This is a genomic window from Gordonia sputi NBRC 100414 (assembly GCF_000248055.1).
Lineage (GTDB): Bacteria > Actinomycetota > Actinomycetes > Mycobacteriales > Mycobacteriaceae > Gordonia > Gordonia sputi.
Window position 1 is genome coordinate 25,316 of record NZ_BAFC01000062.1, and the last position, 23,459, is coordinate 48,774.

Annotated in this window: 20 protein-coding genes, 2 tRNA genes and 1 pseudogene; 10 read left to right on the forward strand and 13 right to left on the reverse strand. The window is 64.8% G+C overall.

The genetic code is table 11. The annotated features are described in order from the left end of the window. Positions 1-44 precede the first annotated feature (44 nt). Complete coding sequence (locus GOSPT_RS10495; RefSeq protein WP_005205872.1) at positions 45-542, forward strand: hypothetical protein; 498 nt, start codon at positions 45-47, stop codon at positions 540-542. 162 nt (positions 543-704) lie between these two features. Here the strand turns inward: GOSPT_RS10495 and GOSPT_RS10500 are convergent, their stop codons facing one another. Both GOSPT_RS10500 and GOSPT_RS10505 read right to left on the reverse strand, forming a co-directional pair. Continuing rightward, positions 705-1,409 (reverse strand): rhomboid family intramembrane serine protease, encoded by a 705-nt coding sequence (locus GOSPT_RS10500; protein WP_005205874.1) that lies wholly within the window; start codon positions 1,407-1,409, stop codon positions 705-707. A 197-nt stretch (positions 1,410-1,606) separates the two neighbouring features. Then, positions 1,607-2,137 carry a peptidylprolyl isomerase gene (locus tag GOSPT_RS10505; RefSeq protein WP_005205876.1) on the reverse strand — a complete coding sequence of 177 codons (531 nt, stop codon included), beginning with the start codon at positions 2,135-2,137 and terminating at the stop codon, positions 1,607-1,609. Between the two features lie 68 nt (positions 2,138-2,205). Here GOSPT_RS10505 and GOSPT_RS10510 point away from each other — a divergent pair, with 68 nt between their 5' ends. The 3 genes from GOSPT_RS10510 to GOSPT_RS10520 all read left to right on the forward strand — a co-directional run bounded on the left by GOSPT_RS10510 (position 2,206) and on the right by GOSPT_RS10520 (position 4,814). Continuing rightward, positions 2,206-2,382 (forward strand): hypothetical protein, encoded by a 177-nt coding sequence (locus tag GOSPT_RS10510; RefSeq protein WP_210734711.1) that lies wholly within the window; start codon positions 2,206-2,208, stop codon positions 2,380-2,382. A gap of 1,158 nt (positions 2,383-3,540) precedes the next feature. Further along, a complete protein-coding gene (locus GOSPT_RS10515) occupies positions 3,541-3,861 on the forward strand; it encodes a DUF4190 domain-containing protein (protein ID WP_245548703.1) in 321 nt (106 codons plus the stop codon). Between the two features lie 179 nt (positions 3,862-4,040). Then, the gene (locus tag GOSPT_RS10520) at positions 4,041-4,814 is read left to right on the forward strand and encodes a cutinase family protein (protein WP_005205879.1); all 774 of its coding nucleotides are present in this window, start codon (positions 4,041-4,043) and stop codon (positions 4,812-4,814) included. Between the two features lie 15 nt (positions 4,815-4,829). Here the strand turns inward: GOSPT_RS10520 and GOSPT_RS10525 are convergent, their stop codons facing one another. From GOSPT_RS10525 to dnaA, 11 genes and pseudogenes are all read right to left on the reverse strand, one after another. Next, positions 4,830-5,258, reverse strand: a complete 429-nt coding sequence (locus GOSPT_RS10525) for a DUF1622 domain-containing protein (protein WP_005205881.1) — start codon at positions 5,256-5,258, stop codon at positions 4,830-4,832. A gap of 640 nt (positions 5,259-5,898) precedes the next feature. Continuing rightward, positions 5,899-5,971 (reverse strand) — tRNA-Ala (locus GOSPT_RS10530). Between the two features lie 63 nt (positions 5,972-6,034). Further along, positions 6,035-6,108, reverse strand: a tRNA-Ile gene (locus GOSPT_RS10535). Between the two features lie 344 nt (positions 6,109-6,452). Beyond that, the gene (locus GOSPT_RS10540; protein WP_005205883.1) at positions 6,453-7,454 is read right to left on the reverse strand and encodes a DUF3566 domain-containing protein; all 1,002 of its coding nucleotides are present in this window, start codon (positions 7,452-7,454) and stop codon (positions 6,453-6,455) included. Positions 7,455-7,596: 142 nt separating this feature from the next. Continuing rightward, entirely contained in the window at positions 7,597-10,086 is a 2,490-nt protein-coding gene (gene gyrA / locus GOSPT_RS10545; protein ID WP_005205885.1) for a DNA gyrase subunit A, read from the reverse strand. A gap of 26 nt (positions 10,087-10,112) precedes the next feature. Further along, complete coding sequence (gene gyrB, locus GOSPT_RS10550; protein WP_005205887.1) at positions 10,113-12,155, reverse strand: DNA topoisomerase (ATP-hydrolyzing) subunit B; 2,043 nt, start codon at positions 12,153-12,155, stop codon at positions 10,113-10,115. A 389-nt stretch (positions 12,156-12,544) separates the two neighbouring features. Next, entirely contained in the window at positions 12,545-13,108 is a 564-nt protein-coding gene (locus tag GOSPT_RS10555; protein ID WP_005205889.1) for a DUF721 family protein, read from the reverse strand. Next, entirely contained in the window at positions 13,105-14,301 is a 1,197-nt protein-coding gene (gene recF, locus GOSPT_RS10560) for a DNA replication/repair protein RecF (RefSeq protein WP_005205891.1), read from the reverse strand. Before recF ends, GOSPT_RS10555 begins: the two co-directional genes overlap by 4 nt. Before the next feature lie 12 nt (positions 14,302-14,313). Beyond that, positions 14,314-15,288 (reverse strand): annotated as a pseudogene (gnd, locus tag GOSPT_RS10565) (phosphogluconate dehydrogenase (NAD(+)-dependent, decarboxylating)); the annotation flags it as partial. A 51-nt stretch (positions 15,289-15,339) separates the two neighbouring features. Further along, the gene (dnaN, locus tag GOSPT_RS10570) at positions 15,340-16,506 is read right to left on the reverse strand and encodes a DNA polymerase III subunit beta (RefSeq protein ID WP_005205899.1); all 1,167 of its coding nucleotides are present in this window, start codon (positions 16,504-16,506) and stop codon (positions 15,340-15,342) included. A 569-nt stretch (positions 16,507-17,075) separates the two neighbouring features. After that, a complete protein-coding gene (dnaA, locus tag GOSPT_RS10575) occupies positions 17,076-18,716 on the reverse strand; it encodes a chromosomal replication initiator protein DnaA (protein WP_005205900.1) in 1,641 nt (546 codons plus the stop codon). A 582-nt stretch (positions 18,717-19,298) separates the two neighbouring features. Between dnaA and rpmH the strand changes: the two genes are divergently transcribed. The 6 genes from rpmH (at position 19,299) to rsmG (ending at position 23,374) form a co-directional block, all read left to right on the forward strand. Then, positions 19,299-19,442, forward strand: coding sequence for a 50S ribosomal protein L34 (rpmH, locus tag GOSPT_RS10580; RefSeq protein ID WP_005205903.1), 144 nt, complete (start codon positions 19,299-19,301; stop codon positions 19,440-19,442). 73 nt (positions 19,443-19,515) lie between these two features. Then, positions 19,516-19,962, forward strand: coding sequence for a ribonuclease P protein component (rnpA, locus tag GOSPT_RS10585; RefSeq protein ID WP_005205905.1), 447 nt, complete (start codon positions 19,516-19,518; stop codon positions 19,960-19,962). Continuing rightward, positions 19,962-20,426, forward strand: a complete 465-nt coding sequence (yidD, locus tag GOSPT_RS10590; RefSeq protein ID WP_005205907.1) for a membrane protein insertion efficiency factor YidD — start codon at positions 19,962-19,964, stop codon at positions 20,424-20,426. Before rnpA ends, yidD begins: the two co-directional genes overlap by 1 nt. 7 nt (positions 20,427-20,433) lie before the next feature. Then, on the forward strand, positions 20,434-21,651 hold the full coding sequence (gene yidC, locus GOSPT_RS10595) for a membrane protein insertase YidC (protein ID WP_005205909.1): 1,218 nt from the start codon (positions 20,434-20,436) through the stop codon (positions 21,649-21,651). 150 nt (positions 21,652-21,801) lie between these two features. Beyond that, positions 21,802-22,485 carry a Jag family protein gene (locus GOSPT_RS10600; RefSeq protein WP_005205911.1) on the forward strand — a complete coding sequence of 228 codons (684 nt, stop codon included), beginning with the start codon at positions 21,802-21,804 and terminating at the stop codon, positions 22,483-22,485. A 160-nt stretch (positions 22,486-22,645) separates the two neighbouring features. Continuing rightward, complete coding sequence (gene rsmG, locus GOSPT_RS10605) at positions 22,646-23,374, forward strand: 16S rRNA (guanine(527)-N(7))-methyltransferase RsmG (RefSeq protein ID WP_005205913.1); 729 nt, start codon at positions 22,646-22,648, stop codon at positions 23,372-23,374. Positions 23,375-23,459: the final 85 nt, after the last annotated feature.

Genomic DNA, 23,459 nt, shown 5'->3' on the forward strand with positions numbered 1-23,459 from the left:
GTTAATCACATGTGTGTAATTCATCCCCACTGTGAGTAACTGCTGTGGATAACCGTTCCGACTTGTCCACAGGCGAATGGTCGACGCCGCGACCCGCTGCCGCAGCACTGCTGGTCGGCGGCCTGCTTCTCGTCGTCCTTGGGATAATCGCGGCGTCGGATCCCGCAGGCATGGTCCTGATGGTCGTTGCCGGCCTCTTGCTGTTGGCATTCGGGACGTACGCGTGGACGATCCGGCCCCGCCTCGCGGTCAGTCCGGGCCCGGTCCTGCACATCCGGACGCTGTCGGGCACGCGCGACTGCACGCCCGCGCAGATCGATCAGATCAAGGTGCTCAACATCCGCCGCATCGGACGTCGCAGCGGGCAACTCGAGATCGACGTGATCCCCGACGACGCCGCTCCCACCGGCCAGTCCGATGGCCAGTCCGATGGCCTACGACTCGACACCAAGCTCTACGTCTTCGGCCGCTGGGATCTCGGCGCCACACCCGCTGACGTCGCCGAACAGCTGCGGCAGGCCGGCTTCGACGTCGACGGCTGACCCATCACGATCACCCCTCGAGCTACCTCGCGGGGGTGCGAATTACATGTGTGTAATTCATCCCCACTGTGAGTAACTCCTGTGGACAACTTGCTGACTCGTTGATTACCGGTGTTGCCGAGACTCGCTCAGAGCAGGCCCGACTTCAAGGCAGACCCGACCTCAGAGCAGGCCTGACCTCGAGCTGCCGGCGATAACGCCGAGCGCGATGGCGACGATGAGCAGCACGACCAGCGCTATCCACCCCACGCGTGAGGCGTTGCGCTGCGTGCGCGACTCGTCGGGCAGAAGCGTTGCCGGGAGGTAAATGACAGCGGCTGTCGCCGCGGCGCCGAACACCAGGCCGCCAACGTGGGCGGCAAGCGAGATCCCGGGCATCGTCACCGAGAAGACCAGGTTGATCACGATGATCGTGATGACTCCGGTCGGGGAAATTCTCGCTTTGACCACGATGACGAGCATCGCGCCCATCAATCCGTAGATCGCTCCGGATGCCCCGGCGCTGCGAACGTTGCCCGCTTCGAACAGCATCACCGCGGCGCTGCCGCCGAACAGCGCGATGAAGTAGACCATCAGAAAGCGACTGTGGCCGAGCGCGGTCTCGAGGTCGCGGCCGAGGATGTAGAGCGAGATCATGTTCAGCGCGATGTGCATCACGGTGAAGTGGAGAAAACCTGCGGTGAGCAGGCGCCAGTACTCGCCGTTGGCGACGTCGGCTCTCACGAGGTCGCCGTGCTGGAAGAGAGGCGCGAGCCCGGCGTCGAACGACTTCGCCTGGATCACGCAGAGCGCGAAGATCACCACGTTGACGGCGATCAGCGCATAGGTGCCGATCGGGGTGTTGCGAGAGACCCTCGGCGTCGACATTTGTGCGGTTCCGACGCTCGATGCCGCGCGCCGCGATCCGTCGTCGCCGCGACATTCGACGCAGTGTTGCCCGACGGCCGAAGGCGTAAGGCACTCCGGACACGCCGACCGCCCGCACCTGCTGCAGGAGAGCAGGGTCGAGCGGTCGGGGTGCCGGTAGCAGACCTGCGACGCGCGCGCCGGTTGCTGCGGTGTGTTCAGTTGATCTCGATCTTCTCGATGACGACCGGGTCGAGCGGACGGTCAGAGCGATCGGTGGACGTCGTCGCAATCGCGTCGACAACCTGCTGCGATGCGGGATCGGTCACCTCACCGAAGATGGTGTGGCGACGGTTGAGGTGCGGCGTCGGGCCGACGGTGATGAAGAACTGCGATCCGTTGGTTCCCGGTCCGGCGTTTGCCATCGCAAGGAGGTACGGACGGTCGAAGGAGAGCTCCGGGTGGAACTCATCCTCGAAGCGGTATCCGGGGCCACCGCGGCCGGTGCCCGTCGGATCGCCGCCCTGGATCATGAAGTCCTCGATGACGCGGTGGAACACCGAGCCGTCGAAGAACGGTCCGGAGTTGCCTCCGGAAGCGTTGGGCTCGCTGTACTCCTTGCTGCCATCGGCGAGGCCGGTGAAGTTGGCAACAGTCTTGGGTGCGTGATTTCCGAACAGGTCGACAACGATGTCACCGCGGTTGGTGTGGATGGTCGCGGTCTGCGTTTCAATACTCACGCCCTCCATACAACCACCTCAGCGCCGGTAGGTGTCAGAAGTGGCATCCGCCCGCAGCGAACTGGCACGCTGTGCACATGCAGAAGAAGCAGGTGCTCGCCATCGCAGGGGGACTCGCGCTGGTATCGGCCGTGGCGGCGGCCGTCATCGTCGTACTTCGTCGGAGTCGGCAGGAGCCCCCACCGATCTCGGCAACGGTTCCTCGGATCGACGAACTGCCGCCCACTATCAGCGCTGGTTCCGACGCCGAGTAGCCCGACCGCAAGGTCGCCGAGTCGACGGTCCATGCGGTCTCGGGACACCGGTGCAGGTAATTTGGACCCGTGAACTCCGACGACACCCGAGCCGACGACGCCGACAGCGAGGCGGGCGTGAACCGAGCATCGGGGTGGTCTGCTCCCCTCTCTAGCGACGATGCCTCGGACAGGCCATCGCAGCCGGTGACTGGCTCCACGTCGCGTCCCACGCCTGCCCGGGACGCAGTATCGCCTGCTCCCGCGCCGTGGGAGCGCGCGAACGGACCGTCGTCGGGCTGGTCTGTCCGCACCGACGAACGCAGCGGCGGCCCTGCTCCGCGCGACGGCGGGCTTGCGCCGCGCGACGGCGGGCTTGCGCCGCGGGACGTCGGGCCCGCGCCTCGCGACGTCGGGCCTGGTTCGCGCAGCGTCGGGCCTGCGCAGCGGGATAGCGGCTACGTCCCGCGTGACAGCGGACTTGCACCGCGGAGCGTCGATCCAGCGCGTCGCGACGGTAGTCCCGCGCCCCGCGACGGTGGTCCCGCGCCCCGCGACGGTGGTCCCGCGCCCCGCGACGGTGGTCCCGCGCCCCGCGACGGTAGTCCCGCGCCCCGCGACGGTGGTCCTGTCCCGCGCAGCGCTCCCAGCGATCAACCCGGCACAGGTCCCGGCCCGCGCGTCGCCAATCCCACCTTCACCGGGAACAGGCCGCCGCCCCCACGCCCCGCAACCGGGGCCGGCCCGGCACCCTCACAGGGCGGCCGGCCGCTTCCGCCGAACACCGGTCCACGTCCGGGATGGCAGGTCGGCGCCCCGCCGCAACGCCCGCCCGCACCCGGCGCGCAGCCCGCTCCAGGAACCGGACAGACAGCGGGAAGACCGTCGGGACAGGGGTCCGCGCCACCGCAGCGGCAGGGCGCGCCCGTGCCACCGCCCCCGGGACGCAGAGCCGCGATCGGCGCGCCGGGCGGCCCTCCCCCACGCGCCGGTGATCCGAGTGGACGAGCTGGCACGACGCCGCCGCCGACCGAAAGTTCTTCCGGCACAAGCGAGTACGCACGAGCCGGAGAACGTGTGTTCGTCCCGCCTCAGCGCGACGTCCCTGCGAGCACTCCCTCGCGCGACGCTCGACCGGTCGGCCCGGACGAGGCATCAGCAACGCAGGCATACTCAGCCGTGAATGAACCGTCGAACCGCAAAGGCATCGGTTCCCGCGTCGAAGACCAGGAGGAGCCCGTGGCCCCGCCTCGGACTGCAGCACCGGCATCGTCGTCAACAAAGACGATGAACCGTACGGCGATCTGGGCATTCGTGTTGTCGCTACTGGGCATCACGTCGCCGATCGGCATCTACCTCGGCTACCGCGCGCGCGATGAGATCCGCTCGCGACGCCAGTACGGCGCGCCGTTCGCGACCGTGGCGATCCGTCTTGGCTGGACGTGGGTTGCCGTCGCCGTCGTCGCACTTCTGGTGTATCTGTTCATCTTCGTCTTCTGACGGGGTCGTCTCCTGACCGGTTGTCTTCTGGTCAGATGCTGCTATTGATTCAGCGATCGTTGAATAGGTGTGCACTCCGGCCCATCCGAGCCGCCACATTGGACGAATACCGTGAGTACTCTCGTCCACAGTCGGCTCTGATCGACGTCTGCCGGCGCACGACTCCGCAAAGGATCTCCATGCCGAAGCTCTCTTTTCCACGCTCGCGTTCCGGGCGTGACCGTCGCATCTCCCCCCTGAACAGTGCCGTACGTCGGATAGCGCTCCTGACGGGTTCGCTCGTCGTCGCTGCCGGCGGTGTTCTCGCCGCAGCGCCACATGCAGCTGCGGCGTCGTGTCCCGATGTCGAGGTTGTGTTCGCTCGCGGAACGGCTGAAACCGCGCCGCCCGTCGGGCTTACGGGATTGTCGTTTGCGCAGGCGCTGAGGTCGCAACTGCCGGGCAAGTCGGTAGCTGTCTACGGCGTCAACTACCCCGCCAGCAACAACTTCAACAACCGTGTGGCGTTTGTACGCAATGTGGTCGACGGCATCACGGATGCGCAGGATCACATCAGGGCAACTGCGGCCCGGTGCCCGAAGACAGGAATCGTCCTCGGCGGCTACTCACAGGGCGGCGCGGTCGCGGCATACGCAGCAAACAGCGGGATTGCCGTTCCCGCGCGCTACGCCGAGTACGCGTCGCAGGCTCCCAAGGCCATGCCGGCCGAGGTGGAACCGCATGTGAAGGCCGTCGTCCTGTTCGCTCCGCCGTCGGACCGGTGGATCCGCGACGTCGGTGCACCTGAGATGAACGTCGGACCGCGGTACAAGCCCAAGACCGTCACCTACTGCATCGCAGGCGACGTCGTATGCGACGGCGCTCCGGTCGGCCAGCCGAACGGGCTGCACGTGCTGTACGCCGTGAACGGCATGAACGTCCAGGCCGCGCAGTACGCGGCAGCGCGGCTGTAGTCGCTGCGGCTGTAGTCAGTCGTTGGCGGTGCGCGACGCGGCGGCCTGTGCGGCCGCGTCGCGCGCTATCTCTCTGCCGGCCACGGAAGCACCACTGGTCAGCAATGCACGCCTCCATGGAACGACGCCCTCGATCTCGATCTGAATCGACATCGACAGCACGGTCCGGATCAGAACGATGATTCCGAGGATCAACGCGTCCTCGATCGACGGCTTGGATGTGATCGTGCGGATCAGGTCTGCTGCCACGAGCACCTCGAGGCCAAGCAGGATCGCCGCGCCGAGGGTGTTGCGCAGCGTCGAATAGGCGGTTTGGCCGCCCTCACCGCGTCGGAGCGCTCGACCGGCCAGTATCAGCGACATGATGAACCCGAGGACCATCGTCAACGCACCGATCGCCTCGAACGCCACAGCGACCCCGGAGAAGACTTCCTCGATGTGCATGTGGAGAGAGTACGCAGCAGTCCGCCGTCGCGGCGGTGCAACGACACGCGTTGTGGCGGTGCAACGGCACGCGTTGTGAGATCGAGGTGTTGGTCGGCGTGTTGGGGCCCGAGTGTGCCTGCCGCGGTTCGTTTGGGTGCGGCTGGCGGCGGGGGTTTGGGTGGTCTCTGCTCGACGCTGCCACCCGGCGGCGTACGGCCCAAGCTGGTCGTCGACGACAGTCCGCGGGAATGTACGAACGCGGAAGGTACAAAACTAGGGGAAGGTTCTCTCCGCTAGTTTCTGCGCGGCGGGCGGACTCTTCCGCGAGAAACTGCACGCCGGGTGGACTCTTCCCCGAGAAACTGCGCGGCAGGCGTACTCTTCCCTCAGTTTCTGCGCGGCTGGCGGACTTCTTCCCCCAGTTTCAGCGCCTCCGCGGGACTTTCCCCGTGTCTCGTACCCTTCCCCTAGCAACAACTCGAGGAAAGGTACAGGACCCGCGGAAAGGTTCTTTCCCCTAGTTTCTGCGCGGGAGGTGGACTCTTCCCCGAGAAACTCCGCGGGACAACGCCGGGCACCTGAAACGGCTCCGAGGGCGATACGAACTGGAATCAGACGCCGCGCGGTGCGCGTCCCAGGGCCGAGAAGTACATGCTTGTGGAGCCTAGGAGATTCGAACTCCTGACATCTGCCTTGCAAAGGCAGCGCTCTACCAACTGAGCTAAGGCCCCGTGCCGGGCGTCGAAAATACGACCGACGGGTTGCGAAACGGGCTGACGAACAACCACTCGCAGTGGGCCTAGGAGGACTTGAACCTCCGACCTCTTCGTTATCAGCGAAGCGCTCTAACCGCCTGAGCTATAGGCCCGTGAACCGAGGATTGAGGTTACCCGACGAGGTCGTCAACAACCAAAACGGCTGGTCAGGGTGGTCTCGACAAGCTCGACCAGCGGGGGTCGGCACGACCAGCGGGTGCGGCCTGCCGGAGTGGTCTCGACAAGCTCGACCAACGGGAGTCGGCACGATCAGCGGGAGTCGGCACGACCACCGAGTGCGGCCTGCCGGAGTGGTCTCGACAAGCTCGACCAACGGGGCTCAGCTCGACCAGCGGGGGGTCAGCCCGACCAGCGGGGCTCAGCCCGACCAGCGGGGCCAGCTCGACCAGCGCGAGCCAACTCCACCAGCGGCGGTCAGCCCCACCAGCGGGGTCGGCTAGTCCAGATCCCCCAGCGTTACCTCGGCGCCGCCGACGAGGTCGGCGCACAGGTTGTAGATGTACGCGCCGATGGTGGCGATGGCGGTCAGCAGGATCGCGTTGATCGCGCCGAGCAGCACGGCGTAGCCGAAGATCGTGCCTGCACCGATGACGTCGCCCTCGCTCGACGACCCGTCGGCGGTGACAAGGGTGCCGAACGAACTGTTGATCTGGTCCCAGACGCCCATGCCGTCGAGGATCAGGTACAGCACGGCCACGGCGATCATCCAGATGAAGAATCCGACGACAGCGAGCACGGCGGAGATCTTGAATGTGGCCCACGGGTCGATCCGGCGGATCTGCACGGCGGCACGCAGCGCCGTCGCATGACCGACCTGAGCCGGTGCCGGGCGCGGAGCCGCCGCAGCAGCTACCTCAGCGGGTTGGCGAACCTCTGCGGTGTGATGAATCTGGTCGAGGTCGGGCAGTTGCTCGTCCTCGGACGGGTCGCGCACGATCGTCCGCGTAGGTGACTCGACAAAGCCGGTACGTGCACCCGTGCCGCCCCCCACAGAGGTCGACGACGCAGCCGGGCGAGACGGTCCGTCCGTGCGGGCGGGATTGTCGAGCTTGGTGACCGGTGCCTGTCCCCCGGCCGGTTCGGAGGTCACCATGCCGCGCGGCGGCGGGCCGCCCTTTCCACTCGGCGGCGGGCCGCCCTTTCCGTTTGGCGGCAGGCCCCCATTTGGTGGCGGGCCGTTCTGGCCGTTGGGTGCCTGCGGCGGCACTCCACCGCGCTGCCAGGGCGGCACCAGGCCACCCTGCTTGGGAGCTCCGACCGGGCTCTGGTTCTTCGATGGCATCGAGGGATGGGTCACCGCGTCTGACCCGGAGTTCTGAGCACCCGAAGGACCCGGACCGGACGACCGAGCCGGACCCCCGGGATTACCGGAGTCGGTGGGGCCCGAAGGCCGGCCGGTCGTCGACTTCTTGTCGTCCGGGTCGTTCGGTGTGCTCACTCGTGTTCCCTCACTCCATAACGCGTGCTATCCCAGCCACAACGACGCGGGCCGGCGTTGCACACCACACTAACGGTTGAACCGCTCCCACTGGCTGAAGCGACCGCCGTGGGGTCGACACTGGCGCGCCGAACCCCCAGGGCTACTCGGCAGCAGCCTCGACGTCGGGCTCATCGGCGTTCCGTGCGATGGCGATCAGGGTTGTCCCCTCATCGAGGTTCATCAGACGGACACCCTTTGTCTGACGTCCGGCCTTGCGCACCTGCTTGGCGGCCGTGCGGATGACACCGCCGCCCGAGGTGATCGCGTAGAGCTCCGAATCGTCGTCGACGATGATCGCGCCGATCAGTACGCCGCGTCTGCGGTCGTGCTGAATGGTCAGCACTCCCTTGCCGCCGCGGCCCTGCACCGGGTAGTCGTCCATCGGAGTGCGCTTGGCGTAGCCGCCCGACGTCGCGACCAGGAGGTAGGTGCCCTCACGCACGACGTTGAGCGAGAGCAGCTCGTCGTCGCCGTTGAAGCGCATGCCCTGAACGCCGGAGGTCTGGCGTCCCATCGGTCGCAGGGTCTCGTCGTCGGCGTGGAACCGGATCGACTGGCCCTTCTGGGAGACGAGCAGCAGGTCGTCGTCGGAGCTGCAGAGCTGTGCTCCGACAAGTTCGTCCTCACCGCGGAGGTTGATGGCCGCGATACCGCCAGAGCGGTTGGAGTCGAAGTCTTCGAGCTTGGACTTCTTCACCAGACCATTGCGGGTGGCGAGCACCAGATACGGCGCATCCTGATACGTCTTGAGCTGGATGACCTGAGCGATCCGCTCCTCCGGCTGGAAGGCCAGCAGGTTGGCGACGTGCTGGCCGCGCGCGGTGCGGTTGGCCTCAGGAAGCTCGTACGCCTTGGCGCGGTAGACGCGACCCTTGGTGGTGAAGAACAGGATCCAGTCGTGGGTGGAGCTCACGAAGAAGTGCTTGACGATGTCGTCCTGCTTGAGGCCTGCACCCTGCACACCCTTGCCGCCACGTCGCTGACTGCGGTACAGGTCGGTCTTCGTGCGCTTGGCATATCCGGTCTCGGTGATGGTGACGACGACGTCTTCGCGCGCGATGAGATCCTCGTCGGTGACGTCTCCGTCTGCGGCGATGATCTTTGTTCGACGCTCATCGCCGAACTTCTCGACGACCACCTTGAGCTCGTCACGCACGATGGCGCGCTGACGCTCGGGCTTGGCGAGGATGTCCTTGAGGTCGGCGATCTCGAGTTCGATCTCGGCCAACTCATCGATGATCTTCTGGCGCTCGAGTGCGGACAGACGACGCAACTGCATCGCCAGAATGGCGTCGGCCTGGATCTCGTCGATGTCGAGGAGACCGATGAGGCCCTGTCGCGCCGCGTCGGTGTTGGCCGACGCACGGATCAGTGCGATCACTTCGTCAAGTGCGTCAAGGGCTTTCACGAGACCGCGCAAAATGTGCGCGCGTTCTTCTGCCTTGCGCAACCTGTACCGCGTACGACGCACGATGACGTCGATCTGGTGCGCGACGTAGTAGCGGATCATCTGGTCGAGACGCAGGGTGCGCGGCACGCCGTCGACGATGGACAGCATGTTGGCGCCGAAACTGGTCTGCAACTGGCTGTGCTTGTAGAGGTTGTTCAGCACGACCTTGGCGACGGCGTCGCGACGCAGGGTGACGACGATGCGCATGCCGTCGCGATCGGAGGACTGATCCTCGATTCGACTGATGCCCTTGAGTTTTCCCTCGTTGACCTGTTCGGCGATCGACGCGATCAGGTTGTCGGGGTTGACCTGGTACGGCAGCTCGGTGACGACGAGGGTGGTGGTGCCCTTGTTCTCCTCGATGTCGACGACGCTTCGCATACGGATGCTGCCGCGGCCTGTCGTGTAGGCATCGCGGATGCCCTGGCTGCCGACAATCAGTGCGGCCGTGGGGAAGTCGGGCCCCTTGATGGCTTCCATGCACGCCGCGAGCATGGTTTCCTCGTCGGCCTCGGGATTCTCCAGAGCCCAAAAGACCGCGTCGGCAACCTCATTGAGGTTGTGCGGCGGGATGTTGGTGGCCATACCGACCGCGATACCGCCCGACCCGTTGATCAACAGGTTGGGGATACGTGCGGGCAGAACCGTCGGCTCGTTGGTCTTGCCGTCGTAGTTGGGCGTGAAATCGACTGTCTCCTCGTCGATGTCGCGCAACATCTCCATCGCGAGGGGCGTGAGGCGTGCCTCGGTGTAACGCATGGCGGCCGCGCCATCGTTGCCGCGCGAACCGAAGTTGCCCTGACCGTCGATCAGCGGGTACCGCATCGACCACGGCTGCGCGAGGCGCACCAGCGCGTCGTAGATCGCGCTGTCGCCGTGGGGATGGTAGTTACCCATCGTCTCTGCAACGGGTTTCGCGGATTTCACGTAACCGCGGTCTGGGCGGAACCCGGCGTCGTAGGACGCGTAGAGAAGTCGACGGTGCACGGGCTTCAGTCCGTCGCGCACCTCGGGTAGTGCGCGACCGACGATGACGCTCATCGCGTAGTCGATGTAGCTGTTCTGCATCTCCTGGCCGAGATCGACCGGTTCGATGCGATCGCCCGCTCCCCCGTTTGGCGGGAGTGTGGTGTCAGTCATCAGTATCCTTTTCGATTCGTGAGAGATCAGACGTCAAGGAAGCGAACGTCTTTCGCGTTGCGGGCGATGAAGCTGCGGCGCGCGGCCACATCCTCGCCCATCAACACGGAGAAGAGTTCGTCAGCCGCGGCGGCGTCGTCGAGGGTCACCTGGCGCAGCACGCGAACGGCGGGATCCATTGTGGTTTCCCAGAGTTCCTTCGCGTTCATCTCGCCGAGGCCCTTGTAGCGCTGGATGCCGTCGTCGGTGTTGATCTTCCAGCCCGCGGCCCGACCGGCCTCGAGCAGTCCGTCGCGTTCACGGTCGGAGTAAGCGAATTCGGGTTCGCGCTTCTGCCACTTGAGCTTGTAGAGCGGCGGCTGTGCCAGGTAGACGTGACCGTTCTCGATCAGCGGCTTCATGAAGCGGAACAGCAACGTCAGCAGCAGCGTCGAAATGTGCTGGCCGTCAACGTCTGCGTCGGCCATCAGCACGATCTTGTGATAGCGCAATTTGGCGAGATCGAACTCGTCGTGGATGCCGGTGCCGAACGCGGTGATGATCGACTGGACCTCGGTGTTCTTGAGGACGCGGTCGATGCGGGCCTTCTCGACGTTGATGATCTTGCCGCGGATCGGCAGGATCGCCTGGTACATCGAGTCGCGGCCGGATTTGGCCGAGCCACCGGCGGAGTCGCCCTCCACGATGTAGACCTCACACTTGGTGGGGTCGTTGCTGCGACAGTCGGCAAGCTTGCCGGGCAGGCCACCGATATCCGTTGCGGTCTTGCGGCGCACCAACTCTCGCGCCTTGCGAGCCGCGAGGCGGGCCTGCGCGGAGTCGACGGCCTTCTTGACGATGATCTTGGCTTCGGCAGGATTGGCCTCGAACCAGTGACCGAGGTGCTCGTTGCACGTCTTCTGCACAAAGCTCTTGACCTCGGTGTTGCCGAGCTTGGTCTTGGTCTGACCCTCGAACTGCGGGTCGGCGACCTTGACGGAGATGACGGCTGCCAAACCCTCGCGGATATCGTCGCCGCTGAGTTTGCCGTCCTTCTCCTTGAGGAGCTTCTTGTCGAGCGCGTACTTGTTGACCGTCGAGGTCAGAGCCGCGCGGAAGCCCTCTTCGTGGGTGCCGCCCTCGTGGGTGTTGATCGTGTTCGCGAAGGTGTGCACCGACTCGGAGTATCCCGAGTTCCACTGCATCGCGATCTCGACCTCGTGACCGGTGCCCTTGGCCGTGAAACCGATGACCGACTGGTGGATCGGCGTCTTGGTGCGGTTGAGGTGCTTGATGTAGTCGATCAGGCCATCAGGGTAGTGATACGTCCGCGTCCGCGGCTTCGTGACGGTGGGAGCCACCGCCTCTTCCTCGGCAGTCTTGGGCTTCTCAGCGGTGTCTTCATCACCTTCGACGACTGCGTCGGCCGCAGCGGTCTGCGGTCGCCGGTCGGTCAGTGTGATGGTGAGGCCCTTGTTGAGGAAGGCCATCTCCTGCAGACGACGCGCAACGGTCTCGGCGCTGTAGGTGGTGGTTTCGAAGATCTCCGGATCGGCCCAGAACCGGACAGTCGTGCCCGTCTTGCGCGTCGCCGCACCCTGGACCAGCGGTCCGGGCTTGGCGTAGTTGTACGTCTGCTCCCAGTGGTAGCCGCCGTAGTTGATCTCCAACTCGACCTTGGTCGACAGCGCATTCACCACGGAGATACCGACACCGTGCAGACCACCGGACACGGCATACGCGTCGGAGTCGAACTTGCCGCCCGCGTGCAGCTGCGTCATGACGACCTCGACGGTGGGTACGCCGGTCGCGTGCATGCTGGTCGGGATACCGCGACCGTCGTCGACAACCTCGACGCCACCGTCCTCGAGCAACGTGACGTCGACCTTGCTGGCGTAACCGGCCATGGCCTCGTCGACGGAGTTGTCGACGACCTCCCAGATCAGGTGGTGCAGGCCCCGCTCACCGGTCGAGCCGATGTACATACCTGGTCTTTTGCGGACTGCTTCGAGTCCTTCGAGGATGCTGATCGACTCGGCACCGTACTCACCTGGCTTCTTACGGCTCTTCTTGTCATTCGTGTCGGCCACGGGGTGCGTCCGCTCCTCTTCTGCTCTCGACTGCGCTGGTGTGTGTGCGCTGCCTCGTTCACGGCTGGACTCCAGTCGTGTCATGCTGGGCAGGGTGACGTGACCAGCGCCGACCACGGGCACACGACGAGGTGCCGGGCCTTCGCCCGCTCGCGTATGTGACCGCCGGTCACGGCTGCTTATCTCCCCTGCCGGGACAACTGTCTCCAGTGTACTGCCTCATTCGCTCAGGAAGCACCATCCGGGGCCGCTAACGCGCGCTCAGATCGATTTTCTGCACAAGATGCGCGATCGGCGGTGGTCTGGGGATAAAAATCGGCTCAGAGCGGCGTCGGACGAGGTTTGTCGGTGTCGGCGTGTATGTCGCGCCTCGACCGGCTTCATCTGGCTCAGCCGTAGGTGTCGCGAGGACCCCGACCGGGGACGTTGCGTTTGCCCTTTTGCCACGACGGCGCCTTGGGGCCCGTGATCCGTAACGACGTCACTATGTCGTCGCCGATGGCCGCGGCGATCTTCGCCAGGATCTGGCGCTGCACATACCGCAGCTGCGTCGCCCACGCCGTCGACTCGGCCTGTACGTGAAGTACCTTGTCCTGCAACGCTTCTGGCTTGGCATGCGCGGCGATGTCCGGTCCGACGATTTGCAGCCACTGCCCGAACAACGTGCCCTCGGCGATCTGAGGCTCCCACCCGCGGTCGCGCGCCAGGCCGCCGACGAGCCTGGAGAAGGGCTGCGGATCCCGCGAATCCGGGCCGGCGCCCGACCAGCGTCGACGACTCGACGACCCGCGCGGACGTCGAATCGGCGACGCCCGGCCATGACCCACCGACTTGCCCGCAGCACGCGCCGACGCCCGTGCCTCCTCCAAGGCGCGGCGTGCCCGCTCATACCCGCTCGACGCGTCGCCACCAGGCGACTCGGTGCCTGGCTGCTCTTCGGGGGTGTCGCTCATGAGTCCATGCTCTCAGTTGCCTCGGACATCAGTTCGGAATGCCGCGTGCCGTCGGCCTCGTCGACAACGTTGACTCCGATACGTCTGCCGCCGACACCTTCGGGGATGTCCTCGGCGACAGCAGCGGTGATCAGCAGCTGTTCGGCACCGGCGGTGAACTCCACCAGTTTGCGACGTCGCGCGGCGTCGAGTTCAGCGAAGACGTCGTCGAGCATGATGACCGGTTCGATCCCCTCGCTGCGCACGAGCTCGACCGACCCGAGTCGCAACGCCAACGCGAGCGACCACGATTCTCCGTGCGAGGCGAAACCCTTGGCCACCTCGGACCCGAGAACAATGTCGATGTCGTCGCGGTGCGGACCGACAAGACTGACGCCGCGCTCGATCTCCTTGGTGCGCGTCTGCCCAAGGCGCTCGAGTAGTTGTGTCGCGATGGTTTCCGAATCTGGTTCGACGTCGCGCGGTGGCACCAGCTCCGGCCCCGCCGACGCGCGATAGCTCAACGCGGCAGGACGCGAATGCGGAGCGATCGACGAGTACGACGCGACGAAGTGCGGCTCGAGATCACGCAGTACCTCGATTCGCGCAGCCGTCACCTGGCCACCGAGATCGGCGAGCTGAGCGTCCCACACGTCGAGGGTGCTGATCACCGAATCGGCGTCGGATCCTCCTCGACGCAGCGCCGCGCCCGCGGTCTTGAGCAGCGCGGAACGCTGCCGCAACACCCTGTCGTAGTCGGAACGTGCTGCGGCCCAACGGGGTCCGCGCTGGGCGACGAGCTCGTCGATGAAACGTCGACGATCGCTCGGATCGCCGCGGATGAGGAGTAAGTCTTCCGGGGCGAACAGCACTGCGCGCAGCACACCGAGGATCTCGCGCGGGCGTCGACATGGAGATCCGTTGAGCCAGGCCTTGTTTGACCCTTCGGCAGCAATCTGCAGGCTGACCGCGAGCTCACGACCCGCGTTCTCGACGGTCGCTCCGACTGACGCCGACGTCGCCCCTGACCGGACGAGCGGCGCGTCGGAGCTCACCCGGTGCGAACGAAGTGTCGCGATGTAGAAGAGCGCTTCGAGCAGGTTGGTTTTGCCAAAACCGTTGCGGCCGGTGAAGATCGTCGGTTCGGGGCGAAGGGTGAGGTCGGCCGAAGGCCACGATCGGTAGTCGCGCAGGTGTAGTTCACGAACAAACACGGGACGTCGAAATCAGTTGGGCGGAGCGGTATTCGACGGATTCTGAACCGGCGTTCCCGTCTCGCCGACGTTCTTGCCCGCGGTGTTCTGCATGGAGTGTCCGCCGAACTGGTTACGCAGCGCCGACACTGCCTTGAGCGCGGGCGAACCGCCCTTCTCCCGCGACGCGAAGCGTGCGAACAACGCCGCAGAGATGACGTTGGCGGGCACGGCGTGGCGAATCGCTTCCTCGACGGTCCATCGACCTTCACCGGAATCCTGTGTGTAGTCGGAGATTTCGGTGAGGCCAGGATCTTCCTGCAGGGCTCGGACCAACAGGTCGAGGAGCCACGACCGGATCACCGTGCCCTGTGTCCAGGCCTGCATCGTGCCCTCGACATCGACGATGAGCGGCTCGGCGTTGAGCAGTGCGTAACCCTCGCCGTAGGCATGCATCAGGCCGTACTCGATGCCGTTGTGCACCATCTTGGCGTAGTGGCCGGCGCCGACGGGTCCGGCGTGAACGAATCCGTCGGCTCGCTCACCGGGCGGCCGCAGTGCGTCGAAGATCGGCATAAGCCGCTCGACGTCGGCGTCGGATCCACCGACCATCAGGCCGTATCCGTTCTCCAAGCCCCACACGCCGCCGGAGACTCCGCAGTCCAGGTAACCGATTCCCTTGTCGCCCAGGGTTTTTGCGTGGGGCTCATCGTCGGTGTACCGCGAGTTACCACCATCGACGACGACGTCGCCCGGCTCCAGCAGGCCTGCGAGTTCTGCGACGCACTGCTGAGTGGGTTCGCCGGAAGGCACCATGATCCACACCGCGCGAGGTGCGTCGAGCGCTGCCACCATATCGGCCATCGACGCGACGTCGGAGACCTCCGGGCGCGGGTCGTACCCAACGACCTTGTGGCCGCCGCGCTCGATACGGGTGCGCATGTTGGCACCCATCTTGCCGAGGCCGATCAGTCCGAGCTGCATGGCTTCCCCTTCGCGTGTGCGTGAAAGATCAGTGCTGCCTTGATGTTTCGTTACTCGGACTCGGCGCCTGAGCCGCTATCCGGGCAGGCGAACCGGCATCAGCAGGTAGGTGAAAACGCTGTCGGGTGCGACGAACGCTCCGGATTCGTCGGCGATGGGTTCGTCGCCGGTCGACGGGCGCAGCACCGCGGGACGGCTCGGCGTCGTGAATCCGAAGTCGACGGTTGCGACGCCGATCGCCGAGAGTCCGTCCTGCAGGTAGGTCGGATTGAAGGCGATGGTCAGCGGCTCGCCGTAGAACTGCACGGGCAGCTCTTCTTCGGCGCGGCCTGCTTCGTCGCCGCCTGCCGTGAGCAGAACGGATCCGTCGCGGAATTCCATGCGCACCTGCGCGCCGCGCTCGGCGACGAGCGCTACACGCTTGATGGCCTCGATCAGAGGTGCACTCTCAATGGTGGCGATGGCGGTGTGGCTCGCGGGCAACAGCTGGCGGAACTTCGGGAACTCGGCGTCGAGGAGACGGGTCGTCGTCTGCTTGGTCTCGCCGACGATGCCCAGGATCCCCTCGCCACCGAGTGCTGAACCGCTGCCGAATGCCAGCTTCACGTCGCCGGAGTCGGAGCTCGCGGTCCGCGCGCTCTCGGACAACGTCTTCGCCGGCACGAGAACGGCACCCGAAGCGCCGGAATCGGCTGGCTCCCACTCCAATTCGCGTACCGCGAGGCGGAAGCGATCGGTGGCCGCCAGGACGACGGTCTTGCCGTCGATCTCGACGCGCACGCCGGTGAGCATCGGGAGTGTGTCATCACGGCCGGCGGCGACGGCGACCTGGGAGATGGCCTCGGCGAACACCTGCGCCGGGATCAGTCCGGTCACGGCCGGGACGTCGGGAAGCTGTGGGTAGTCCTCGACGGGCATGGTCGGCAGCGAGAACTTCGCGCTGCCGCAGGTGATGGCGACGCGGGATCCGTCGAGCGAGACGTCGACCGGCTTGTTCGGAAGAGCTTTGGTGATGTCGGCCAGCAGACGGCCGGACACCAGCACCTGCCCGGGTTCTGCGACTTCGGCGCCGATCTTCTGCTGTGCCGAGACCTCGTAGTCGAAGCCGGAGACGGTCAGCCCGGCGTCGTCGGCCAGGAGGACCACACAACCGAGCACGGGAACGGGCGGGCGAGACGGCAAACTGCGCGCTACCCAGGCGACGGCATCGGCGAACTCGTCACGCGCGACACGGAACTTCATGCTCGGTGGTTGCCCTTCTCTCGGTATTCGCCAGGAGTTCCCACTCTAGAGCGCGATCGCGTGACGGGGAGTCGTTGGGGTCAAGTCGCCACGCCGCGCCGGGCGTTTGTGCGAGTCAGATCCAGATGACTCGACGACGCCGCTCGAGCAAGGTGTGCACAACGGCTTCTTAAAAGAAGTTCTTTTAAGAGAGGGATCCATAACAGTCATAGGCGCTGTGCAAACTGTGGACAACACGACGGATCCCATGTCAGAGCACCGACAGGGTTGTGGATCGAACGTGTACGGATCCTGGGTGGGTTGGTCGAGTTGTGCACATGACGAATTCTGTTCGAGCATCGTCCACGTTCTGTACACATCAACACCTCCCTTACTCACAGTCGATCCACAGCCTCTTTGAGACACTGGAACGGTCGACGGCGACGTCGAGATGACATGAAAATCCACTCGATCTGATCGTCGGAGACCCTTGGGTTGGGGTTGAGACTTGTCGTTTCGGCCCCGGAAATGACAACTCCCTCCGCAACCGTGTTGGAGCGGAGGGACTCGAGGAGTTCAGAAGGATCCGGTCAGCCGACAGCGCGCTGTTTGATGCGCGCGGTGAGCTCCTGGACGTGGTCGTAGACCTTGCGACGCTCGGCCATCTCCTTGCGGATCTTGCGTTCGGCGTACATGACCGTGGTGTGGTCACGGTCGAAGGTTTCGCCGATCTTCGGCAGTGAGAGGTCGGTGAGCTCTCGGCACAGGTACATGGAGATCTGACGCGCCTGCGCGATGGCCCTGGTCTTGCCGGGCCCCCGCAGTTCGTCGACCGAGATGTCGAAGTACTCCGCGGTGATCGCGAGGATCGACGCCGCGCTGACCTCCAGCGTGCCCGAATTCGGTAGCAGCGCTTGAAGAACCACCTCGGCGAGCGACTTGTCGAGGTCGGTGTTGTTCAGGGAGGCGAACGCGGTGACGCGGATCAGCGCACCCTCCAGCTCGCGGATGTTGCGCTCGATCTTCGACGCGATCAGTTCGAGGACGTCGTCGGGAACAGCGATGCTGTCCATCTGCGCCTTCTTGCGCAGAATGGCGATGCGGGTCTCGAGGTCGGGTGGCTGAACGTCGGTGATCAGGCCCCACTCGAATCGTGTGCGGAGCCGATCTTCAAGTGTCGCAAGCTGTTTCGGCGGTCGGTCGGAGGAAATGACGATCTGCTTGCTCGAATTGTGCAGCGTGTTGAAGGTGTGGAAGAACTCTTCCTGGATACCTTCTTTGCCGATGAGGAACTGGATGTCGTCGACGAGCAGCACGTCGACGTCGCGGTAGCGGCGCTTGAACGCGACTCGACGGTCATCACGCAGCGAGTTGATGAAGTCGTTGGTGAATTCCTCGGTGGAGACGTACTTGACGCGCATTCCCGGGAAGAGCCGTTGGGCATAGTGGCCGGCGGCGTGGAGCAGGTGCGTCTTGCCGAGCCCCGACTCGCCCCAGATGAACAGCGGGTTGTACGCGCGCGCCGGGGCTTCGGCGACGGCGACGGCCGACGCGTGCGCGAAGCGATTCGACGCTCCGATCACGAAGGTGTCGAAGGTGTACTTGGGGTTGAGGTTGGCGCCAGAGGGTGTGGGTGCCGCGGTCGGCCGTTCTGCGAAGTACGACGGCCAGTTGGTCGGAGCACCTCGTGAATCCGACGCTGCTCCGTTGGTAGCGGGCGTCGACAGTTGAGGGGACTGCTGTGCGCCGAATGAGTCGGTGCCCAGTGAGTCGGGGGCTGCGTGGTCTGTCGGGGCAGGCTGGCCGAGTGGGAATTGGCCGTTGCCGAGGTCACTTACGTTGACGCCCGATGTGGAGATAGGTGCTTGGCCGATTCCCCCGGCAGGTGCCGACGAGCGGGGAGCCCCGACCTGGGATGGCTGCTCGGCGGGGGTGTCTGTGCTCGGCGGGGGCGTCGCGATCCGCACACCGAGGTCGACGGGTTGCCCGAGGTGACGTGAGAGCGCGCTGCGGATGGTGTCGCGAAGCGTGCGCTCGATCTGTTCCTGGACCAGCGGCGTCGGAACGGTGAGCAGCGCGAATCCCTCGGCGAGGGTGAGTGGCTGCACCAGCGAGAGCCAGGCTTTTTGCTGCCGGGTGAGAGGTTCGTGGTCTCCGCCGGCGGAATCGTCGTTGAGCTCTGCGACGACCTGTTGCCAGACCTCGCCGAACGAGTCGCGATCAGAAGTCACGGTCAGGCCTTCCCACCCCGAGAAAATTACCAGCATCAGCCATCGGGGACCCACGATGCCGGTTCGGGAGCCGACTTGTCCACACACTTATCCACAGCTGTGTACAACCAAGTCGGGATGGGTCCGACGCCGCGATCGCGTCGTGGAGATGTGAGTGGCGTTTCGGTCGCCGTCACTGGGGAACGACGCTAACAGAACCACCGCGAAGCCGACAACGTAAGGCTTGAATTCACGCGGGCAGATCACAAATAGTGCGTCCCGGACGGCGTCGAGGGTGGCGCATACGCAGGCCGTGGGCACGGTATGGCACTCGTCACCGCTGGTCACGACGTTGGTGAGGATCCGCTCGTTTGATTTGAGTACACCGGGTCCAGTAGTCTCGACTGGTCATCCAGGTATGCGGATTTGCGTGGTGGCGTTCCTGTTTTTCGAAGGCTCGACCGCATGCGGTTCGTTCGGCGGAAACGGGGTCACCCAACCGGCACGAGTCCGGCACCGCCGCCTGGATAAGCAGACCACTCAGGAGATCGTGGGTGCGCGTGTAATCGGCGTGCTCACGTACGAACACAAGGAGTACCAGCCGTGGCCAAGGGCAAGCGGACTTTCCAGCCGAACAACCGTCGTCGTGCACGCGTGCATGGTTTCCGGTTGCGTATGCGTACCCGCGCGGGTCGTTCGATCGTCAACACCCGTCGCAGCAAGGGCCGCGCAAAGCTCTCGGCCTGATCTGCACAACACCGCGAGTCCCGGCGGCGGTATCGCCCGTCGTCGGAACACTCCGGTGGCGATTGGGTCGGTGATGGCGTCAATCCATCGGATCTCCACACGATCCGACTTCTCCCGCACGCTCAAGAAGGGCGTGCGGGTATCGTCGCGTGATCTGCTGCTGACGGTATCTATCGTGCCGACGCGCTGGCCCGACGAGACGGGTCGTCGAATCGACGTCGCGACGTCGGGCGGACCCTGGCTCGGGTTGATCGTCAGTAAGTCGGTCGGCAATGCCGTGACCCGCCATCTCGTGGCGCGCCGAATCAGGGCAGCGTTCGCGGAAGTCATGGACGAGTGTCCGACCACCGACACCTCTGTCGTCGTGCGCGCTCTTCCCAGTGCTGCGGAGGTGTCGAGCGTCGAGTTGGCCGCCCAACTTCGCAAGGCATTGCGTCACGCCAAAGTTCGACGACTCGCAGCCGAGCTGCTCGACGCTCCGCGCTCGTTCTCGACCAAATCTGCTGACGGGGCGTTGTGATGTCAGCGTCGTCGACCCAGGCATTCATCCGGTTCTGCCATCTGCTGCCACGTCGAGTGGTGATCTTCTTGATCGAGTTGTACCGCACCTGGGTGTCGCCGCTGCGTTTGCCGACCTGTCGTTTCGAACCGACCTGCTCGGGCTACGCGGTTGAGGCGCTGACACGCCACGGCTTCTTCTACGGCGGTGCACAGTCGGTGATCCGACTGCTCAAATGCGGTCCGTGGCACAAGCCCGGCTACGACCCCGTTCCCGAGGAATCGTTCCGTTGGCCGTGGATGTCGCGACCGGATCAGGGTTCCGACGATCAGGGTCTCGAAGATCAGGGTTCCGAGGACCAGCAAGACCAAGAGTTTCCATCGACGCACGACGGCTCCGCTGATGGCGGGCCGGCGGTGCGCGGACGTGTAATCACGGAGGACACCACGATCAGCGTGGGTGTCTCCGCGAAGAGTGAGGGGTAACTGTCCCGTGCTGAACTTCATCTATTGGCCGGTCTCCTGGATCATGTGGGTCTGGCACTGGGTGTTCGACCACATCACACCGAACACCCCGGGCGGCAACGGCATCGCCTGGGCACTCTCGGTGATCTTCCTCGTCTTCACCCTGCGCGCGATCCTCTACAAGCCCTTCGTGAAGCAGATCCGCACGACGAAGAAGATGCAGGAGATCAACCCGCAGCTTCAGGCGATCCGTAAGAAGTACGCCAAGGATCGGGTCAAGATGACCGAGGAGATGCAGAAGCTGCAGAAGGAGCACGGGTTCAATCCCCTGCTCGGCTGCCTGCCCATGTTGCTGCAGATCCCCGTGTTCATCGGTCTGTTCCACGTGCTGCGTTCGTTCAACCGCATGGCGACCGGCATGGGTCAGTTGCACATGACCGCAGAGCAGACGCGTAACACCGGGAACTACGCTTTCAACCCCGAACAGGTCCAGAACTTTCTCGACGCCCGCCTCTTCGGTGTGCCGCTGTCGTCGTACATCACGGAGCCAGTCTCCGAGTTCCAGGCCTTTGTGCAGCCGGGTCAGCCGATCGACTTCACGCGTCTGAACATCGCCATCGTGGTCATCCCGATGATGATCATCGCGTCGATCGCCACGCACATGAACTCGCGCGCATCGGTCGCGCGTCAGCCCGAGGCCGCACTCGAGAACCCGCAGACCCGCATGATGAACATGCTGGCGCTGTACGTCTTCCCGCTCGGCATCCTCGTCACCGGTCCGTTCTTCCCCGTCGCGATCCTCCTGTACTGGATGAGTAACAACATCTGGACGTACGGGCAGCAGCACATCGTGTTCGGTCGTATCGAGAAGGAAGAAGAGGCGGCGCGCCAAGCGAAGCAGGAAAAGCTCAAGGCGAATGCCCCCAAGCCGGGTGCGCGGCCGGACCGGCCGAAGAAGGGTAAGAACTCGGGGTCCCCTTCCCCGTCGCTCACTAAGTCGGACGCCGATGGCGCTGATTCGTCGGCTGAGTCGGCCGAGGATCTAGACGTCGACGCCACAGCCGACAGCGGATCCGACGACGGCTCGTCGTCGACGCAGCACGTCGTCGGAAGCAAACCGAAGCCCGGTGCCAAACCCGCGGGAGCGTCGTCGTCGAAGAGTTCTGGCAACTCGGGGTCGGGTCCGAAGAAGCAGGGATCATCCAACCAGCGCAACAAGAGGGGTGGGAAGAAGGGTCGACGATGATCGGCCGCCGATCCGGATAGCGGTGTTGCGAGGCTACATGACGCCCGCGCAGAAACACAGCCCGGAGCCGCTGCGGCACGACTCTTCGAAAGACTCTCCCCTCCCCCAACACAGACATCACCGATGAACACACAGCGAGGTGCAACTGATATGACAGCCGAGACTGCAACACACGCAGACGCCGAGTCGACCAAACACGACGAGACTCTCGAGGCCGGCTCGGGCCAGGATGCCGTCGACACGGCAACCGTCGAGTCGACGTCTGACGTCAACGACGACGAGGCCACCGATGCGGCCCGCGACGATGCGGCCGCTGACGCGGACGACGTTGACAGCGAAGACGCGGATGACGACGCTGACGAGGAAGACGAAGAGGAGCGTCTCGTCGAAGAAGGCGAGATCGCTGGCGACTACCTCGAGCAGCTGCTGGACGTGCTGGACTTTGATGGCGATATCGATCTGGATGTCGACGGTGACCGCGCGATTGTCAGCATCGACGGAGGCGACGACCTGACGAAGCTCGTCGGCCGTAAGGGCGAGGTTCTGGATGCGCTTCAGGAACTGACCCGGCTTGCCGTGCAGCAGGCGACGGGCGATCGCAGCCGGCTGATGCTCGACATCGCACGGTGGCGTGCGGATCGCCGCGAACGGCTCGCACGACTCGGCCGCGAGGTCGCCGAGCGTGTGCTGGAGTCGGGAGAGCGGGAACAGCTCGATCCGATGACTCCGTTCGAGCGGAAGATCGTGCACGACGCTGTCGCTGCTGTCGACGGAGTGATGAGCGAGAGTGAGGGCGCGGAGCCGAAGCGCCGCGTGGTTGTCATCAAGAACTGAACAGGTCTCCGCGTCGATGCGCCTGGAGATCACAAGCAACGAAGTCCCGGTTACGGCCGGGACTTTGTTGTTTCACCGGTAGGAATCACATGCGTGTAGTTCGGGTGTTTCACGTGAAACATGACGCCGACGGCGCGCTGAGGGAAAGGCACTGTTTCACGTGAAACACGATGAGTCCGATGGCGAGCATGGTGATGGATCCGCTGTCGACGACGCCGCGGAACGCGCCGCTGTGGCGGACTCCCCTCCCCCGGCAGCGGCATCGATCTTCGGCGATCGTCTCCCGCTAGCTCAGGAGTACTGCAGAATCCTGGCCACCGACGGAATCGACCACGGGCTCATGGGACCGAAGGAAGTCCCCAGACTCTGGGACCGCCACATACTGAACTGCGCGGTGATCCAAGAAGTCATCGACAACGGGCAGACGATCATCGATATCGGTAGTGGCGCCGGGCTGCCCAGGATCCCGCTCGCGATCGCGCGGCCCGACCTCACGATCACGCTGATCGAGCCGTTGCTGCGTCGAAGTGATTTCCTCGTGCGGACGGTCGACGCCCTTGGTCTCCCCGTACGTGTTGTCCGCGGGCGCGCAGAGGAGAAGTCGGTCCTCGCCGAGATCGAGCCGGCGGACGTCGTGACCTCCCGGGCGCTGGCTCCCCTAGATCGACTCAGCCGATGGTCCGCTCCCCTGATTCGCGATGGAGGTCGACTCGTTGCGCTCAAGGGATCGTCGGCGCCAGAGGAGATCGAACGGGATCGAAAGGCCGCGGAACGGAACGGAATCGCCGGGCTCCGCGTCGAATTTGTCGGGGAGTCTGTTGTCGACCAGCCGACGACCTTGGTGATCGGAGACAGGCGCGGTGTGCCGAAACGTCGTCGAACGAGGTGAGGATGCGCCGGTCTGACGTGCTGACGTCTGCAGTTGGTTTGCGACGGCTCGAGGGAGCAAAATGGACAGGACATCGGAGTGTGGG